The organism is Loigolactobacillus backii (assembly GCF_001663675.1).
Taxonomy (GTDB): domain Bacteria; phylum Bacillota; class Bacilli; order Lactobacillales; family Lactobacillaceae; genus Loigolactobacillus; species Loigolactobacillus backii.
On the sequence record NZ_CP014873.1, the window covers coordinates 1,242,539 to 1,261,093 of the forward strand.

Below are 18,555 nucleotides of genomic sequence, written 5' to 3' on the forward strand. Positions count from 1 at the left end.
TTTTTTTATTTTTTGCGATAACGGTGGAACAATAAGGAGGTTATTCCGTACATGATTAAACTAAGAAGACTAATCAAAAGGCCAAGTCGTAATCCAGGAACGTGGTAGGTTAAATGAACATGGTGTTGCCCAGGTTTTAAAGAAACGCCAGTAAGATTACCCATGACCCGGTAAGTTTTAATTGGCCGGTGATCAACGCGAACGCGCCAACCCTGATCGTAAGGAATTGATAGGAATAGGCTAGTTCGGTTAGCCGGAACCTGAATTTGGCCCTTTAAATTATGACTACGCCAGCCAGACTGTAATTGTAGCGTGTTAGCTCGTAGCGTGGTTGCGGCCGTTTGAAATTTGCTTTGATCAAGTTGGGCAAAGCGACTAGTGATCTTACCTAATTTTTTAGGCGTCTTTAATTGAACGTGAATAATCTGTCCTTTCTTGAATGTTCCTAAAGCGAGATTTGCGTGGGTGGTCACTTTAATTCGAGTTCGCTTTTTTCGACCATTAATGTGTAAGGAAACGTGATCGACAGGAATATTTGGAAAATAGGCGTAAAGCGGCCCATTTGTTGGGACCTTCATTTGTAGATCATAATGGTGCCCGTATTTAGTTTGATTTTTCTTATGCTGAACAACAGTAAGTGTTTGGAAGTAATTAACGTGATTTCCAAGCATGCTCTGTAAACTATGATTCTGGTTGAGTAGTGGATCACCTTTAACTAACTTAACGTGTTGCAAATCTTTGTTGACGGCAAAACCAAGCCCTAGTGATTCAGGGTGATTGGTCAGCTTATAAGAGTTGGTGGTCATGCTAAGTTCTTTTTGTTCCGCTAAGAGTAGATTGGTAAATGAGGTTGTCCCTTCATTGCTAATTCGGCGATCATTCTTACTAAACAGCCCTAAGCGAAGCAGCATTGTCCGTGTTTGATTATTCAAGGTGGAGCTGTACATACTAATGCCACGAAAGCCAAAGAGCGCGGCGTCGTTATAATTATTATAGGGTTCACGAAAGGCACGACTAATCAGCAAATTTTGACTATTTAACCGGTAAAATGTTTTTACGCGGCTTTTCTTGATCCAACGTGCTTCCGTTTCGTAGTTTTTAGCGTAAATTGGTTGATTACCAAGTGGGGCGGTCGTTAGAGCAGTCGTAAAGTTAAGTACCAATTCGCTTAAGCATAATAGAGCCAAGACCAGCATGGGTAAGTGTCGTTGCCGGAAAGTTAGTAGGCAGGTACTAAGTAAAATAAATATTAGTGACCAAAGCAAATATCGGTTACTGACAAAAAATGGGTAACGAACATTAAAGTAATGCTTAACAATAAATTGGATTAAATTGGCACTGAGATAACCAATGATTAAAAGGGTGGCCGCAATTACGCCACTGTGCCAGATTAATCGTGGGGTGTGCCAAGGCTTAGTCAGCCAAACCTGATAGGCCAAGCTGATAGCAATAAACGAAAACATATAGACATTGCGAAAAGGAAAACCATTTGGTTGCTGAAACATATGCCAGATAGTATTAATTGGTAAGAGCCAAAGACTCAGACCAATCAGGCCGAGAAAAGTGCCAGCGGTATTTTTTTGGTGTTGCTTAATTTGTGGGCTTAGGAAGAACATGATTAATAATAAAAACATTAATGAACCGACAAATAAGCTTGGCGGATGGTGTAGTCGACCCGCATAATTACTGCCACCCATACCGAATTGAGTAAAAATATCCAGACCAAATTTGGGTAAGGGTAAGAAACTTGTTAAGCTAAGCTGTTCTTTACTTGTTTTTAGCATACCAAGCATTGCAGGTAATAAAATAACGGCAGTCGCTAAACCAGAAAAAAGCGATGTCAGGCTAAATTGAATGATTGACTGACTTTTTTTCTTGAGGTAGTGGGGCCATGAATCACCTGTTGTTTTATCATTTGCTAGTAGGTAGCCAAAATAACAGAGCGCGTATAAACAGGTCATATAACCGAGGTAGTAGTTCGTTATAATTGTTAAAGCGAGCGTGACAAAATAAAGACCAGTTTTCTTTGTGTTGTATAGATGACTAATACTCAATGTAATTAGCGGTAGGTAAATCAGTGCGTCTAGCCACATAATATCGTAGAAATACATTGCCACAAAGCCACAAAGGCTATAGGCGGTACTAAATAATAAAGTGGTCAGACTGACTTTACGGTAAACACGTTGCAGGTAGTATGCCATACTTAAACCAATCATTGCAATCTTTAATAAAATAATGAAATTAATGGCCACTGGGACTTCGGAGGCCTTGAAAAGCAGCAATATAAGGTTGAACGGACTAATTAGATAATAAGCGAATAAGGGAAAGGCGCTATCACCTAACGAAAGTGAAAACGAGTAAAAACTAAACTGATGGGTTAATAAATGACGACGTAGTTCTGTGAAAAAGGCTATGTATTGAGTACCCATATCGCTAATTAATAAATTGTGGGAGCCAAAGGGGGCCAAACCTAATTGCATAAAAGCAGCGCTTAAAGTTATTAAAGGTAGTAAAAATGCCAACAAATAATAAAGTGGCCGCCGTGATTTTTGCAAAACTAATTCCTCCTTATTTCTCAGTGTCGGTTAGGCTTTTGCCACAAAAATAGGGGCCGGGACAAAGATTCTAGCCGGGTACTATTTCCGATTATTATTCTAGCGGCGTGTAGCGCTCATATTTAAATTAAATTATATCGCTACTGAAAATAATGCTTATGCCACTTGGTTACTGAATTACACGTGGTCAGATTTAGTTAGGTTCCATTCCGGCGCTGGCGTTTGGAACGCGTGGCGCGTTGCCAAGCTAATTTTCTTTCCGATTTAACCCATTCGGAAAAGAAAATGGATCTTGTCAATCACGCAAGGTACTAAATGACCACAATTCGGTCATCAAGTACCTTCGACACAGCTGATACGCCAGCGCCTCCATTTCACCTTGGCAGTGGTTGAGCTCTGATTATTGATTAATTTAATTGTTTAGTTAGGACACAATTGAGTTGGAACAACAGCTTTGATGCTGTTCCACTTCCTGTGAGTAATTTTCGCCAATAATTGTTTGTGGAGTAGAATCTGAGCACCTTTCCAGACACCTACTAGTTTAGCGCCCGTGGTAAGGGACTTCAAGAAAATGTCTTTTTGACAAAAAAAGTTACGCCAAATTAAATTCATGCTAGGCGGCTCAAGCAACCCACGCTGGATTTTTGACGTAACTTTTATATTAAATTAATTTTCACTAACGTTAATTTTAGTTGGTGTAACACTCAAGTGCTTAGTTAATTCTGAGATCTGCCGCAAGCCGCGCTGACGAATATTAATTGCTGCGACTTGGTCATCATTAATCGTGTGACCGCAGTTCAAACATTTAAATTGATGAACTTCTTTTTGACGATTATCAGCATTAGTAAAGCCACACCAAGGGCAAATAATTGAGGTTTCGTTATTAGGAACCTGAATCACGGCTGCCCGATCGCCCACCATTTCAAATAAAACGGTGAACAGTGCTTTGTAGAAATAATCAGGACTTAAGATAATATTTTGTGGTCGGCCAGTCTTTAAGCTTGGGTGCATTTCTGTCACGTAGATAACGTTGTTGCCATAAAATTCAACTAAACGACTGACAATTTTACGGCAGGATTTAAGGACGTAGCGTTTAAGCATATAGGTCAAACGAGCCAATTCAACGTCATCGTCTAGGTCAATGGAGCCTAATTGTAACTGGCGAATGGCGTGTTGGTACTCTAAGATATGATTCGAAATAACTGACCCGGGAACCTGAAGTAAATGGTCCATCCCATCGGTGGCCGTAATCATATTGATCTTACCGTAATCAAGGCCAATAACGCGGTAGGCCTGACCAGTCCCAACTAATTCAGTAATAAGCTCTTTGGGATCACGAGAAGTACTAATCGTCGCCTTTTTTGCAGGCTGAGCAGCAATGTCATCAGACTTAGCCGGTGAGTTTGGCGCAGTTGAAGTGGCGATCGGCGCCGTAATCAACTTAGCCGCAGAGGCAACTGGCGCATTAGACTGAGCAATACTGTTTATTGAATTTGTGGCAATTGATTGTGGCCTTGCAGCAGCACTACTAGTAGTTTGTGGTTCACTACTTGTGTTACTTATGTGGGGCTTGGCACTGTGTTTCACTTGCTTTCGTTGGTGCGGCAGCTTTGTGGCCTGACTGCTAGGTTGTTTAGTAATTGCCTTTTTGGATATTTGTTTTTGCAGTGCCGGTTTTTTGACAATCTTTTTCTGGGAATTACTGCTATCTTTAGTTGATTTAACACTATCCGGTAACTCAAGGTGTAGCGCATCAGCATCATTTTGGGTGGGTAGTCGTAAGCTAATGTGATCGCCGGCCAACGTAAATAACCAAGCACGTCTGGGGCTAGCAAATAATTGATCAGATTTGCCGGCCGTAAGTGTAACAACGTAGGTGTCTTGCTTATTTAGCTGTAGCAACAATTCGTTTGTTTCACGATCGTGGGGATTAAGCGTTGTTCTAGAGAATAAATAAAAACTACCGGTTGGTACGCTCGTGATTTTCTCCGTCTTAAAAATGTCTAGCATAACGTTGATCATCTCTTGCGTCATTCGCCGCCGTTGACCAATATTTTTGTTGAGCTGCTGCAGTAAGGCTCCTTTATTAGGCTCGCCTTTTTGTAATAGGGTAAGGGCACGCTTTTGTAAACTATTTTGGCGATTAATTAATCGCTTGATTTCATTAATGTTCTGAAATTTTTTAAAAACCAAAAAGATTCCTCCAAGAATAAGTGACATAGGTTGTGTTTGGAAAAGACTTCAGTGCAACACTTCAATTGCAAAGTAGGAGTTGAACGCTTTTTTTGACGTTCTCTAAACATTCTAACTAATACTCCTATCATACCTCCAATGTCAAAGGTTGCCTAGCAACAAAACCTAGATTATGTTTGGAAAATATTTTTACTAGTATTTTCCTGACTAATTTAAGGTAACCAGATTTGAAAAAGCAACTTCCTGCGGTGACCGAGACGAACTTAGCCGCGGAGACAAGTTTATGGGCCTTATAATTGTACCCTTTTTCTTTTCCGAATGGGTTTAATCGGAAAGAAAATTAGCTTGTCAACGCGCCACGTGTTCCATACGCCAGCGCCGGAATGGAACCTAACTAAATCTGTTCATGTATAGTTCCGTGGCCAAGTGGCATAAGCATTATTTTTAATCGCGATATAATTCAATTTAAATCTGAACGCTACGATGCACTAGATTAATCAAAAAAGTATTATTGAGTTAAAATTTGAAAAACGGTATGCTGACTTACAGAAGAAAACGATTTAAAAATTGGTGGTGTCAATAATGAACTTTACAACAAATGATTTTGTACGCTTGACGTATACCGATGAGGGCCACGGACGGCCAATCATAATTTTAACGGGAATTGGTGGTTATAAAGAAATTTGGTTGCAACAAATCACTTACCTGGTTGCCCGACATTACCGGGTGATTAATTTGGATTGTCGTAACCAAGGACAATCTGAACAAACGGTAAAGGGGCGGCGAATTTCACGGCACGCAATGGATCTAGCCGAGCTCATTCAACAATTAGGGCTTAAACAGGTGATTCTTGTGGGAAATTCAATGGGGGCCGCAACTATTTTTGCTTATATATCCTTATTTGGTGACCAAAATGTGCGAGCAGTTGTCGATGTCGATCAATCGCCTAAAATGATCAACGATCAAACTTGGACGTATGGTTTTAAAACGTTAACCGAAGAAAACTTTATTTCTTATTTACGGAAGCCGTTTGGCCATTCCACCTTTAAACACATTGATGATCAAACATTTCAGGCGGTTCAGTACGCGGCCAAACAGCAGGCTTATGATGCAAAGCTAAACTTTCCTTTTTTGTTAGATCATGGGCTTCAAGATTGGCGTGATGTCTTGTCTTCCCTGACGTGTCCGGCTTTGATTATTGCTGGTGGCAACAGTCCCTTCTTTCCACCCCGGTTTGCTCAAGTTGCCGCTAAAATGGCAGTAAGAGGGACAGCCGTTGTTATTCCGGAAGCAGGTCACATCGTCATGGCCGAACAATCTCAGGCTTTTAATGCTGTTTTAGGTGAATTTCTGGCTAATCAGGTGGAAGGAGAAAAGATAAATGGCTGATTTAGTTTATCAAAAAATTATTCGTGATTTAAAAAAACAAATTTTTGCCGGAAAGTACGCCCCGGACATGAAATTGCCGGATGAGCGTTCTTTGGCCGCTATTTATCAAGTTAGCCGTAGCTCAGTGAAGCGGGCTCTAGCAATTATGGCCAGTGACGGTATTATTTTTAAAAAACGTGGTTCGGGTACATTTATCAATCCGCTTTATTTGGAAAACCAATCAGTGTTTAATTATCAGGGGGCCAACCTAGGCATTACCGACAATCTGCAGATGGCCGGTAAAAAGCCGGGTATTAAGCTATTGGCATTTGATGTCGTTAAGGTGACCGAAGAATTAGCGCGGGATTTATTTCTCCAAAAGGATGACTTTGTTTACCGAATCAAGCGCCTGCGTTTATTGGATAACGTACCGTTTATGATTGAGTTAAGTTACCTACCAATTAAATTTCTGCCAGAATTAAATCAAAGAATTGCGGAAGAATCAATTTTTAATTTTCTACAGAAAAAAAGAAAACAGGCAGTGACGAAGGCTTATTTAACAATCTCGGCGGCGCCTTCTAACGAAGAAGACCAACAACAATTACGGTTAAAGCCGACTGAACCAGTTGGCATCATGGCGGGCATCTTCTTTCTTGATGACGGAACGCCGATTGAATATTCAACGATGCGTTTGCATTACGCGTACCTTAAGTTTAATTCCTTCGTTTCGATTGAGCCGAAAGATTAGTTCAGATAGGGAGTGGGACAAAAGTCGGTTTTGGATTAGCTTGCGTGAAGTAAACCCAGACTTTTGGTGCACGTTTTAGAGTAACGTTCAGAAATAGTAAGTGGCTAGGACTTTTGTCGCAGCTTCATATAGTGCTAGTGCGCATATAATATAGTAGAATTTTGATTTGCTTTGGCCGCAACCGAAGCAAATTTTTTATTTAGGCAAAAAATTAGTTTTATAATTGGAGCGTACCAATAATCATAAAAGTTGATTTTTAATTATTAATTGGTATTATAGAAAATGAAATGACGAAAACTAATTTAAACTAAAGGAGCTACCAATTATGGAACAGCAAACTGTTGACTACGCTTCACCTGAATACTTTGCGTTAATGAATGCTTATTGGCGGGCCGCTAACTTTTTATCGGTTGGGCAACTCTATCTACGGGATAATCCATTACTGAAACGGCCATTAAAAGATACTGACGTGAAGGTACATCCGATCGGCCATTGGGGGACTATCGCTGGACAGAACTTTATTTATGCGCATTTGAACCGAGTTATTAATAAATATGATTTAAATATGTTCTATTTAGAAGGACCAGGTCACGGTGGGCAAGTAATGGTTTCAAATTCTTACCTTGATGGTTCTTATAGTGATATTTATCCGGAAGTTTCACAGGACGAATTGGGTATGAAAAAGTTATTTAAACAGTTTTCCTTCCCAGGTGGGATTGCTTCACACGCCGCACCAGAAACACCGGGGTCAATCCATGAAGGTGGCGAACTAGGCTACACTTTGTCTCACGCAACAGGGGCCATTTTGGATAATCCCGAAGTTATTGCCGCAGCCGTTATTGGTGATGGTGAAACTGAGACTGGACCCTTGGCCGCATCTTGGTTTAGTAATGCCTTTATTAATCCAATAAATGATGGTGCTGTTTTGCCGATTATTAATATGAATGGTTTTAAAATTTCTAATCCAACTATTTTAGCGCGAAAAACGGATGAGGAACTAACTAAGTACTTTGAAGGTGCAGGCTGGGACCCGCTTTTTGTTGAAGGTGATGCTCCTGAAAAAATGCATCCTGAATTGGCTGCGGTGATGGATGAAGCAATTGAAAAAATTAAGGCAATTCAAAAAAAGGCGCGGGACAATAACGATCCAACCCAACCAGTATGGCCAATGATTATTTTCCGTGCTCCCAAGGGCTGGACTGGGCCTAAAACTTGGGATGGTGAACCAATTGAAGGCTCATTCCGGGCCCACCAAATTCCGATTCCGGTGGATGCTAATGATATGGAGCATAGCGATTCATTAACTGCTTGGTTAAAATCTTACCGGCCAGAAGAATTATTTGATGAAAAGGGTAGCTTGAAGCCTGAATTACGCAATTTAGCGCCAAAAGGAATGCGGCGGATGGCGGTTAATCCAATTACGAATGGGGGAATTGATCCCCATGATCTACGTTTGCCTGACTATAAAAAATATGCTCTAGATAATACAAAGCGGGGGACACAAGTTCAGCAAGACATGTTAATCTGGTCGCAGTACCTTGCGGATTTAGTTAAATTAAATCCAACTAATTTCCGGATATTTGGACCGGACGAGACGATGTCTAATCGCTTATACAGTCTGTTTGATGTCACTAAACGGCAGTGGTTAGAGAAAATTGAAGAACCGCAAGATGAGGCTTTAGCACCGGCAGGACGGATTATTGATTCACAATTGTCCGAGCATCAGGCCGAGGGCTTCAATGAGGGCTACACATTAACTGGTCGGCATGGTTTATTTACAAGTTACGAGGCTTTCTTACGCGTTGTGGATTCAATGCTAACCCAGCACTTCAAATGGATTCGTAAGGCCGCAGAACTTGATTGGCGCCACGATTATCCATCATTAAACATTGTTTCGACTTCAACAAGTTTTCAACAGGATCATAATGGTTATACACACCAGGATCCAGGTATTTTAACGCATATGGCCGAAAAGAAACCGGAATTCATCCGGGAATATTTACCGGCCGACGCAAACTCACTATTGGCGGTAAGCCCGCTAATCTTCAATAGTCGCGAAAAAGTTAATATCTTGATCACCTCAAAGCAACCACGGCCGCAATTTTATTCAATTGATGAAGCGACAATGCTTGCTCAGCAGGGGCTAGGAATTATTGATTGGGCGTCAACTGATCAAGGTAGTGAACCTGATGTTGTTATTGCGGCCGCTGGCACAGAGCCTAATATGGAAAGCCTGGCTGCCATTAATTTACTTCACGATAGTTTTCCAGAATTAAAGATTCGCTTTGTTAACGTTGTTGATTTACTCAAGTTACGAAGCCCCAAATTGGATCCACGTGGTTTAAGTGATGAAGAGTTTGATCATTACTTTACGGCTGATAAGCCCGTTTTGTTTGCCTACCATGGTTTTGAAGATCTGATTCGTTCAATTTTCTATGATCGCCATAACCGAAACGTGATGTTTCATGGTTACCGTGAGGAAGGCGACATCACGACAACTTTTGATATGCGGGTAGTTAATGAATTGGATCGTTATCATTTGGCCAAGGACATCATGATGCATGTTGCCGGATACCAAGATAAGGCCGCCGCATTCATTCAGCAAATGGATCAGCAACTACAAAAACACCACGATTATATTCGCGAAAACGGCGAAGATTTACCAGAAATTGAAAATTGGGTTTGGCAAGCGCTTAAATAAAAATTAAATAAAAAGTGGCTCTTTTTGACGACTAGTCTCTGCAAATTACACGGACTAGCCTAGACTAGGAGAGTGTCAATAATTTTGTGTAAATGAGTAACTCTTATTCGCACGATTAAATAACCAATTTCAAAACATTGATTCTAATGTATCTTGGCATTGTTTGAAACCACGATGAGACTTACCAAAGTTCTTATCGTTGTAGGCCAACATCTGTGTGACTAGGAAACGATCCAACGCAGCTTCATTTGGAAATTGTTCTTTCACTTTGGTTTTTCGCTTAATTGATTTGTTGAAAGATTCAATAAGATTGGTTGAGTAGATCGAGGCTCTAATACTTGTCGGGAAATCAAAGAAAGTAAGCAGATTTTTGGTCTCCGCTAAGTGCTTCGTCATTCTAGAATAGCTAGGTGCCCAGTGTGTAATAAAGGTGGCCAGAATCGCTTGTGCCTCAGATTTGGTCGTTGCTTGATGGATCTGCTTGAATTCAGACATAACGGCCTGTCGGTCACTAACACGTACTTTTTTGAAAATATTACGACTCATATGAACGAGGCAACGCTGAAACTTTGCCTGTGGGTAGCTTCTTTCAAGTGCTGATTCAAGGCCCACCATTCCGTCAGCGATGACTAGTTGGACGTTGCTGATACCTCTTTTTACAAGTCCACCTAATAATTCTGACCAAACTTCACCATTCTCAGTTGGAGCGATTTGGTAATCAAGGATCTGTTTCTCACCGCTTGCTGTAATGCCAATCGCGATATGGACCGCCTCACGTTCAACCGTCTTTCGTCTGAGCGGAAGATAAGTCGCATCGATGAAGAGACAAACGAAGCTTGACTCAGTAAAATGACGCTTATGAAAAGCCGCAACTTGCCCTTCGACGACCTGGGTCATGTTTGAGATTGTGGTTGCGCAGTAGTGCGATCCATACATTTTCTCAATGAGATCGGCAATTTCACGTGTTGTGATCCCTTTTTCGTAGAGCTTGAGAACCATTTCTTCTAGGGCATCAACCCGGCGCGTATAGGATGGAATAAGTGCTGCTTTGAATTCACCATTACGGTCACGGGGCACACAAATATTTAGTTTTCCATACTCGGAAGCTATTTGGCGAAAGTACTGTCCGTTTCTGGAATTACCGCTGTTGAAGCCACTGCGATCATATGGATCGTAGCCTAAAATTGCGGTCAGTTCAGCTTGAAGCAGGCTGTTGACTGTTTTCTCCAATTGAGTACGAAAAACCTCCTTTAAATTTCCTTGAGCTAGTAGTGTTTGGGCGATTTCTTTGTTAAACTGATCCATGGGGAAGGCCTCCGTTGATTATGTTTGGCGATTTAATCATACGGGGAAGGTCTTCCCTTTTCAATTACTATTTACACAAAATATTGTACACTCCCTAGACTAGGCCTCTTTTTTTGTTTGTAAAAAAAGAATACAATAAGTAAATATCTTTTTACGGGGGAATTATTATGGAAAGGCAAAAGATGGGGTTGTTTTCGCTGGTGATGTTGGCCTTAAGCTCAATTATTGGTTCCGGCTGGCTTTTTGGTTCTGGTGAGGCCGCGCGTGTTGCTGGTCCGGCAGCGATTATTTCTTGGATAATCGGCGCAGTAGTTATTATCACAATTGCGTTTAATTACGTTGAACTCGGTACGATGTTTCCCGAAAGTGGAGGGATGAGCCGCTATGCCCAGTATAGTCACGGACCACTACTTGGCTTTATTGCAGCGTGGGCTAATTGGGTTTCATTAGTTACAATTATTCCAATTGAGGCGGTTGCGGCCGTCCAGTATATGAGTTCTTGGCCCTGGTCGTGGGCGAGTTGGACACACCATTTTTTGGCCAAGGGAAATGTAACGACGGCTGGTCTTGGAGTCGTGTTTATTTTCATGCTAATTTTCACATTACTAAATTTTTGGTCAGTCAAACTATTAACGCGTTTTACTAGTTTACTGGCCATTTTTAAAATGCTGATTCCTACTTTAACTATTTTACTATTGCTTTTTTCCGGTTTTCATGCAAGCAACTTTGGGCATAATTGGCAAACTTTTGCGCCTTATGGCAGTTCGGCCATTTTTGAGGCAACAACGGCCTCAGGAATTATCTTTTCGTATAACGCTTTTCAAACGGTAATTAATATGGGAAGTGAAATTGAACGACCACACAAAAATATTTTACGTGGAATTGCCATTTCGTTGGCCATTAGCGCAGTTATTTACACATTACTGCAGGTTACCTTTATTGGAAGTGTTCGACCTTCCTTATTGGCACGAGTTGGCTGGCATGGGTTGAATTTTCAATCACCATTTGCTGATTTGGCGATGATGTTAGGGCTATATTGGCTCTCACTATTACTTTATCTAGACGCCTTTGTTTCGCCATTTGGAACTGGTGTTTCCTTTGCCGCAACGACCGCACGGACCTTGGCCGCAATGACGCAAAATAGGCACATGCCAGGCTGGTTAGGCCGTTTGAATCGGCGTTACTTAATTCCGCGCTTTGCCATGTTGGTGGACCTTTTTGTCAGTATGCTGTTAGTTAGTGTTTTTCGGAATTGGAGTACTTTGGCCAGTGTCATTTCAACTTCTACCTTAATCGCCTATTTAACCGGACCAGTTACGGCAATCTCACTACGAAAAATGCGGCCTAATTTTAAGCGGCCGTTTAAATCAAAATGGCTACACGTAATGGCACCACTTGCCTTTGTGTTAGCAAGTCTGGCAACTTATTGGGCAATGTGGCCCACAACTGTAGAAGTGATCTGTGTTATTTTGTTGGGGTTACCATTTTACGTTTATTACGAGCACCGCTATGGCTGGAAGTTATGGCGGGAACAAGTGAAAGGAAGCTTGTGGTTAATCGTATACTTGGCCTTTCTGTCCGTTGTTTCTTTTATTGGTAGTAAAGGATTTGGTGGCATTAATTGGTTGCATTATCCGTGGGATTTTTTAACCATCACGGTAGTGGCACTGATCTTTTACCGCTGGGGCATTGCCAGTCGATTGGATAGTTCAGAGTTGGTGGCGGCAGCAAAGGTTAATCAAGCAGTTATTATGCCAGAAGATGAAGATTAATAGAGAGTGTTTGAAAAAGCGGTTAGATTCTGAGGATTAGCCTAAACAGACGAATTACCTTTGAAAAAGGTGATTTGGCTGTTGTGGCTACTATTCCGCAATTGAGGATTATTAGCACAACTCGCTAATAATCTAGATGCTTCATACGTTGTCCATTCAACTAAGGCAAAGACCGCCAAGTTGAAACATGGCAACCGCAGGAATCTGCTTTTTCAAACATGTTTCCACTAAATTGGCTAGGGAGAAACTAGTAAAGGTATTTTTAAACGCTTTGGTTTCACTGAATAATTAGCAGTAAGGAAGGTAAGTAAGTTAATGGGAAGACAAACACAGGGAATTTTGTTGGCTTCAGGTGGGGCCATCCTTTGGGGGATTGCTGGTCCAGTTGCACAGCTTTTATTTGATGACTATGGAGTAAACTTGGACTGGTTGATTGGCTCTAAAATGTTAATTGCCGGCGTGATTTTGTTGATACTAGGTAGCTTTTGGCCAGCACAACGTCGCCAAATATTAGGTATTTGGCGCAGTCGGCGGTCAATTATGCAACTTTTAATTTTCACGATTTTTGGCATGACGGCGATGCAATACGTTTACTATAAAGCAGTTGCGGTGGGTAATGCGGCGACTGCCACCATTTTACAGTTTCTATCACCAATTTTTATCGTGCTTTACATTGCTTTTCGTTATCGCACACAACCGCGGCGCCCAGACGTTATTGCTATTATTGCGGCTTTAGTTGGCACTTACTTATTAGTCAGCGGGGGTAACCCGACCAAATTAACTGTGGCACCAGCCGCCCTTTTTTGGGGAATTGTAACGGGTATTGCCGCGGCTGCCTATGTACTGCTACCAGAGGGCTTATTGGATCAATATGGTTCACTAGCCGTTTCAGGTTGGTCAATGACGATTGGTGGTATTTTGTTTAATTTTCGTCAGCCAATTTGGCGTGATGTCCCGCGACTTGATTGGCGGGGTCAGTTGGCCTATTGGTTTATCGTTATTTTAGGGTCAGTCGTAGCCTACTTTGTTTACTTAGCGAGTTTGCAGTATATTTCGGCGACCGCAGTTGGGTTGCTAGATGCATTTGAACCCTTAGCTGCAACCGCCGTTTCGGTGTTATACTTACATTTGAAGTTTGGTTTAGCCGAAATTATTGGAACAGTGCTGATTTTGAGTACAGTTTTCATCCTTGCAGTTGCCAAACCGCGTTCATTGGAAGAAAAGAATAATTGATTCACATAAGATAACAACTATATTTATATAATACGAGGAGGAACGATTATGACAGTCTTTGTAGTTGGTGCTCATGGTCAGATTGGTCAGATGGTAACTGCTAAGTTACACCAAGCCGGGTAGGATGTTATTGCCGGAATTCGTGATTCGGAACAAGCGGCCTTGTTTACGAAAATTGGCGTTAAAAGTCGGCAGTTTGATTTGCTTGATTTACCAGAAACAATGGCAGCGGCATTTTCAGATTGTGACACGGTAATCTTTACGGCCTGTTCAGGTGGCAAGACTGGCTATGATGGTACACTCAATATTGATTTAGATGGTGCCGTCAAGACGATGACGGCGGCAAAACTTGCTGGAGTTAAACATTATTTAATGGTAAGTGCAATGGGAACGGCCGATCGTACTTTTTGGCCGCAATCAGGTATTCGACCGTATTATGTTGCCAAGTATTACGCCGATGAATGGTTAATTAATCGGAGCCAACTTAACTATACAATTTTGCGTCCAGGAGCTCTAACGAATGATCCGGCGACTGGACTAGTAACAGTTGATCCTGATAAATCGGCGGGTAAATCAATTACCCGTGAAGACGTTGCCGAAGTATTAGTTCAACTTGTGATTAAACCGGCTAATGAAAAAATTATTACTGTTGTTAACGGTGCGACACCAATTTTAAAAGCATTGGCTTAGTTAGTTTGGCCGAGCCATACGGAGGAAATCAAAATGAAGATTAAGACACAGGATTTTTTGGATCAGGTCAGGGCAGAAACATTTACCAGTGACCAGATTGAAATCAAACAAGCAGATTTGAAAAAAGACATGACTAAATTATTAGCGCCAGGTTACCAATTCTTGCTTTCAAATTTAAAAGAAAATCAAATCAGTCAATTTAAATTAATGCTGCCATTTGAAGTGCCAGCAACGATTGAATTACAGGCTGGTATTATCAATTTACCATTTGAGTTAGTTGATAAAATTGCACTATTGACCAATAGTGAAGATGAGGTTCCCGTTAGGCTATATTTAATTACGACCGCCGAAAACTTAAACAAATCGGGAATGCGCATCGATGAAATGGCAACCGTGACTGAATTCTTAGCCAAACCGACCGAAATTGAGGCCAAAATTACAACTGAAATCAATCAGAAACTGGTTGAATTACAGGAAGCACCAGCGGCACTTGAATAACTGGTAAACTTAAGAAAATTGAAATTGAAGCGCTGGCTAAATAATGCTATTCTAAAGGTAGCATTTTTTTGAATTTACCCAGTGTTTATTGCGGGGTTAAGGACCGGTAGCAGCACAAATTAATCGGTTTTTAAATAATGATAGCAGTGCTTTAAAAAATTATAAGTTAACGAAATTTCGGATTTTGGCCTAGAAGAAGGAGTCACAGAATGAATCGATTGGCACATTTGAAATTAAATACGCACCTTTTTGCGACTGATTTGGGCGATCTAGGCGCAGGGGAATTCTTTTGCCCTAACTGTGGTGCACCAATCACTGCTGCTGATCAAAAATGTCCCAACTGTCATTTTGATTTAGTTGCTTATCGGCAGCAAACGACAGGGGAACCGGCAGATAATAAGCCGGCATCTGAAGTGGCAAAGAAAAAAATAACCCAAACAGCGGCAACCGATAAGCAAAAGGCTGCTGATTCAGCTAATAATGTTGCAACTTCAGCGGCCGATATTTTATCAGAAATTAATTCTGAAGAAAATCCTGAAGAAATTTTCAAGAAATTAAAGGCGGCAAGCACTCAAATTGCCGCTGAGGAACCTAAGCTAACCCCGAAAAAAGGGGAATCTGTTGCTAGTTCGGCAATGGAAAGTCGGCGGGTAACGCATGCTTTAGATAAAACAAAAGATATTTCGGATTTGGTTGATCAAGTTCGGGCAGTTTCAAACGATCAAGAACAAGCTAAGATTGCAAGTAGTTCAGCTGCAGAGGATAAGGCGCAACAAGCACCCGCGCTGAAGACCGATCAGCCGGTTAAAAAGACCGTAAAGCCCAAAGCAACGGAAGACTCACAGGCACCGGTTAAGCGGCCGATTGCAAAAAAATTGGAACAGCCAGCAGAGCCAGTTAAGGATGATTCTCAGGCCATTTCTGCCACAGAAACCGCCCAAAAAGGGTCAAAACCGACAACTAATGAAAAGAAGACTAATCCTGAAGAAAAGGTTCAGCGCAGTTCTAATGCGAAAAAGCAGCGCTCGCTAAGAACTTGGTTAGGTGTGCTGATTGCGCTTATTATCGTTTTGTTAATTGCTTTCTTTTGGGGAAAAGCACACTATAGTCGGCAGGCGCAATTGGACCGTACTTTTACTGCTTTAGCAACTGAGAAACCAAGCACGGTTAGTGACGTGATGGTTAGTTCAAACAAGAACTTAACGCTAAATCTTGGTAATAGCCGACCTTTTGTTCGCTATTTAAGGGCTAATAAGAATTATTTGGCTACTAGTAAAAAACAACTGAAAACAGATTCTAAAACGACGGATGGAACCTTATCCTTTGTTAAAACAGGTCGGACGTTTATTTTTGATAAATACCAATTAGAGATTAAACCAATTTACCGTTTAATTAAGACTGATATTCCGTCACCTTCGATTTACCTAGATGGACAAAATATGACGGCGAAAAAAGAAAACACGGTCCAAAAAATTGGGCCGTTTATTCCTGGCAAATATACACTAACTGTTACTGGCGAGACGCAAAATAAAACACTGAAACGTACAGCTTATCCGACTTTTTTAGCGGCCGACGCACAGACCATCGATTTAACGTTGAAGCCAGTGGCGCCGGTTATTCAGAGTAATGTCGCTGACGGGCAGGTTTACGTTAACAATGAAAAAAAGGGTGATCTAAAGAATGGCCAGCTTAAGTTGAATTCATTAACTTGGCAGCCGGACCTTAAAGTGGTGGTCAAAAAAACGGTGGATTCTAAAACGTATCAGTCAAAGGCCGCTACAATTTCTAAAAACAGTGACGGCCAGACAATTGATGCTTCCTTACCGCAATTTTTAACAACAACTAAAGCGCAAAATTCTTTAGAACAACTTTATAAAACAGTTAGCAGTGAAACTCACGGGCAGAATAAAAGTTATCAAACCAATCAACAGTTGGCTAATTATTTTACGCAGGGAGCTAGTGCTGATTGGTATTCACGCTTGAATAAATTTATTCAACAAGCACAGATGCCAACTAGTAATATTGACTACACAGATTTTGCCGTTAAGGTTAACCAGGTCCAGGCGCAGTCTTTGACTGATGCAACAGTTAATTTTGATGTGACTTATACAACCCATTACTTGGCAAGTTCTGGTAAGCAACCTCGAATTCAAACTTTCCGTTACACAACGGCACATTTGAAAACAACTAACGGTACAACTAAGATCGTTGACCTTGGGAGCTCTGAACAAAAGATTGCTGATAATAATGCAAATAGCTAAGTAACGAATGAGAGAGTGCGTTTAATTAGGCTTAGGCCTGATTTAAAGCACTTTTTTTCTATTTAAGTTAATTAAATGCACATTTTTAATAAGTGTGTAATTAACTGGCGACGTATTTTGGCGGTTAAATGGTAGAATAGAGTCAAATTCATTAATGAGGTGACAAAATGGCAACTTTTGATTTAACGGAAATTCGCCAGCAATTAGTACAGGGGGTAACTGAATTCTTAGATCAGGCTAATTTTCCTAAGGATTCGTTACTTGTACTTGGCTGCAGTACCAGTGAGATTCACGGTCAACAAATTGGCAAGGATTCGTCGATTGCGATTGGCCGGGCCGTTATTGATGTATTAATGACGGTGTTTAAGCAGCGTGGTTTACATTTGGCCGTTCAGGGGTGTGAACACATCAATCGCTCATTACTATTGGAGCGGACAGAGGCCGAAAAACGTGGTTTTGATCAAGTAACAGTTGTACCAGCATTACACGCTGGTGGGGCGGCACAAATGGCGGCGTACGAACGCTTTGCTGATCCAGTAGAAGTGGAACACATTGTTGCCGCCGGAGGATTGGATATCGGTGATACTTCAATCGGAATGCACGTTAAATTTGTTCAGATCCCCGTTCGTACTTCAATTAAAGAGATTGGTGCCGCGCACGTGACTTATTTACGCAGTCGGCCTAAACTCGTTGGTGGACAACGGGCACAATATGTGTGGCATGGCATTGATTAAATAAGGTTTACGAGTTTAAGCAGTGTCTTTGAAAAGATAGTTTTTAGTCAGCATATTTCTGGCATCGACCTTCCTTAATTTGTCATACTTAAGTTAATAAATTAAGGGAGGTCATTTTATGACTGGAAAACTCGATAAAGTAAAAGGTAAGATCAAGGAAAAGACTGGCGATTTAACTAATAATGAGAAGCTAAAGGCCAAGGGTAAGGCAGATCAGGCTAAAGGCAAGGCCAAAGAAACGGCGGATGACTTAAAGAAAAAGACCGACGATTTAGGTGACAATATTAAAAAATAGGCATATAAAAACAAGGGGAGTGGGGCAAAAGTCGGTTTTGGGTTCACTGCGTAACGTAAGCTGATCCAATAACCGTACTATGGTTATTGGATCAGCTTACGTTACGCAGTGAACCCAGACTTTTGGCGCACGTTCTAGAGCAATGTTCGGAAACAAGAAAGGGCTAGGACTTTTGTCCCAGCCCCTCTTAGTTTTACGATTA

13 protein-coding genes are annotated in these 18,555 nt (G+C 41.3%); 10 read left to right on the plus strand and 3 right to left on the minus strand.

From position 1 onward, the window contains the following. Positions 1 to 5: 5 nt before the first annotated feature. Both AYR53_RS05390 and AYR53_RS05400 read right to left on the minus strand, forming a co-directional pair. On the minus strand, positions 6 to 2,555 hold the full coding sequence (locus tag AYR53_RS05390; protein WP_068281187.1) for a YfhO family protein: 2,550 nt from the start codon (positions 2,553 to 2,555) through the stop codon (positions 6 to 8). A gap of 666 nt (positions 2,556 to 3,221) precedes the next feature. After that, a complete protein-coding gene (locus tag AYR53_RS05400) occupies positions 3,222 to 4,748 on the minus strand; it encodes a zinc ribbon domain-containing protein (protein WP_068281186.1) in 1,527 nt (508 codons plus the stop codon). Positions 4,749 to 5,330: 582 nt separating this feature from the next. Between AYR53_RS05400 and AYR53_RS05405 the strand changes: the two genes are divergently transcribed. From AYR53_RS05405 to AYR53_RS05415, 3 genes are all read left to right on the plus strand, one after another. Beyond that, positions 5,331 to 6,137: an alpha/beta fold hydrolase gene (locus tag AYR53_RS05405; RefSeq protein WP_068281185.1), complete on the plus strand. Its 807-nt coding sequence runs from the start codon at positions 5,331 to 5,333 to the stop codon at positions 6,135 to 6,137. Then, on the plus strand, positions 6,130 to 6,864 hold the full coding sequence (locus AYR53_RS05410) for a GntR family transcriptional regulator (RefSeq protein WP_068281184.1): 735 nt from the start codon (positions 6,130 to 6,132) through the stop codon (positions 6,862 to 6,864). Before AYR53_RS05405 ends, AYR53_RS05410 begins: the two co-directional genes overlap by 8 nt. Positions 6,865 to 7,189: 325 nt before the next feature. Beyond that, positions 7,190 to 9,565, plus strand: coding sequence for a phosphoketolase family protein (locus tag AYR53_RS05415; protein ID WP_068225619.1), 2,376 nt, complete (start codon positions 7,190 to 7,192; stop codon positions 9,563 to 9,565). Between the two features lie 129 nt (positions 9,566 to 9,694). Here AYR53_RS05415 and AYR53_RS05420 read toward each other — a convergent pair whose 3' ends face one another. Then, positions 9,695 to 10,870 (minus strand): IS256 family transposase, encoded by a 1,176-nt coding sequence (locus tag AYR53_RS05420; RefSeq protein WP_068223443.1) that lies wholly within the window; start codon positions 10,868 to 10,870, stop codon positions 9,695 to 9,697. Between the two features lie 167 nt (positions 10,871 to 11,037). Here AYR53_RS05420 and AYR53_RS05425 point away from each other — a divergent pair, with 167 nt between their 5' ends. From AYR53_RS05425 to AYR53_RS05455, 7 genes are all read left to right on the plus strand, one after another. Beyond that, the gene (locus tag AYR53_RS05425; RefSeq protein ID WP_068225618.1) at positions 11,038 to 12,642 is read left to right on the plus strand and encodes an APC family permease; all 1,605 of its coding nucleotides are present in this window, start codon (positions 11,038 to 11,040) and stop codon (positions 12,640 to 12,642) included. Between the two features lie 315 nt (positions 12,643 to 12,957). Continuing rightward, entirely contained in the window at positions 12,958 to 13,875 is a 918-nt protein-coding gene (locus tag AYR53_RS05430) for a DMT family transporter (protein WP_068225617.1), read from the plus strand. Between the two features lie 138 nt (positions 13,876 to 14,013). Then, complete coding sequence (locus tag AYR53_RS05435; protein ID WP_335625432.1) at positions 14,014 to 14,565, plus strand: SDR family oxidoreductase; 552 nt, start codon at positions 14,014 to 14,016, stop codon at positions 14,563 to 14,565. Positions 14,566 to 14,598: 33 nt separating this feature from the next. After that, positions 14,599 to 15,063, plus strand: coding sequence for a hypothetical protein (locus AYR53_RS05440; RefSeq protein WP_068225615.1), 465 nt, complete (start codon positions 14,599 to 14,601; stop codon positions 15,061 to 15,063). A 209-nt stretch (positions 15,064 to 15,272) separates the two neighbouring features. Next, on the plus strand, positions 15,273 to 17,324 hold the full coding sequence (locus AYR53_RS13935; protein WP_068225614.1) for a zinc ribbon domain-containing protein: 2,052 nt from the start codon (positions 15,273 to 15,275) through the stop codon (positions 17,322 to 17,324). A gap of 167 nt (positions 17,325 to 17,491) precedes the next feature. After that, positions 17,492 to 18,058, plus strand: a complete 567-nt coding sequence (locus AYR53_RS05450; protein WP_068225613.1) for a TIGR01440 family protein — start codon at positions 17,492 to 17,494, stop codon at positions 18,056 to 18,058. Positions 18,059 to 18,176: 118 nt separating this feature from the next. Beyond that, on the plus strand, positions 18,177 to 18,353 hold the full coding sequence (locus tag AYR53_RS05455; RefSeq protein ID WP_068225612.1) for a CsbD family protein: 177 nt from the start codon (positions 18,177 to 18,179) through the stop codon (positions 18,351 to 18,353). The last annotated feature ends 202 nt before the right edge of the window (positions 18,354 to 18,555 follow it).

Coding starts and splice junctions, on each gene's coding strand:
- AYR53_RS05405 (WP_068281185.1), top strand. CDS start 5,331: ATGAACTTTACAACAAATGATTTTGTACGCTTGACGTATACCGATGAG.
- AYR53_RS05410 (WP_068281184.1), top strand. CDS start 6,130: ATGGCTGATTTAGTTTATCAAAAAATTATTCGTGATTTAAAAAAACAA.
- AYR53_RS05415 (WP_068225619.1), top strand. CDS start 7,190: ATGGAACAGCAAACTGTTGACTACGCTTCACCTGAATACTTTGCGTTA.
- AYR53_RS05420 (WP_068223443.1), bottom strand. CDS start 10,870: ATGGATCAGTTTAACAAAGAAATCGCCCAAACACTACTAGCTCAAGGA.
- AYR53_RS05425 (WP_068225618.1), top strand. CDS start 11,038: ATGGAAAGGCAAAAGATGGGGTTGTTTTCGCTGGTGATGTTGGCCTTA.
- AYR53_RS05430 (WP_068225617.1), top strand. CDS start 12,958: ATGGGAAGACAAACACAGGGAATTTTGTTGGCTTCAGGTGGGGCCATC.
- AYR53_RS05440 (WP_068225615.1), top strand. CDS start 14,599: ATGAAGATTAAGACACAGGATTTTTTGGATCAGGTCAGGGCAGAAACA.
- AYR53_RS13935 (WP_068225614.1), top strand. CDS start 15,273: ATGAATCGATTGGCACATTTGAAATTAAATACGCACCTTTTTGCGACT.
- AYR53_RS05450 (WP_068225613.1), top strand. CDS start 17,492: ATGGCAACTTTTGATTTAACGGAAATTCGCCAGCAATTAGTACAGGGG.
- AYR53_RS05455 (WP_068225612.1), top strand. CDS start 18,177: ATGACTGGAAAACTCGATAAAGTAAAAGGTAAGATCAAGGAAAAGACT.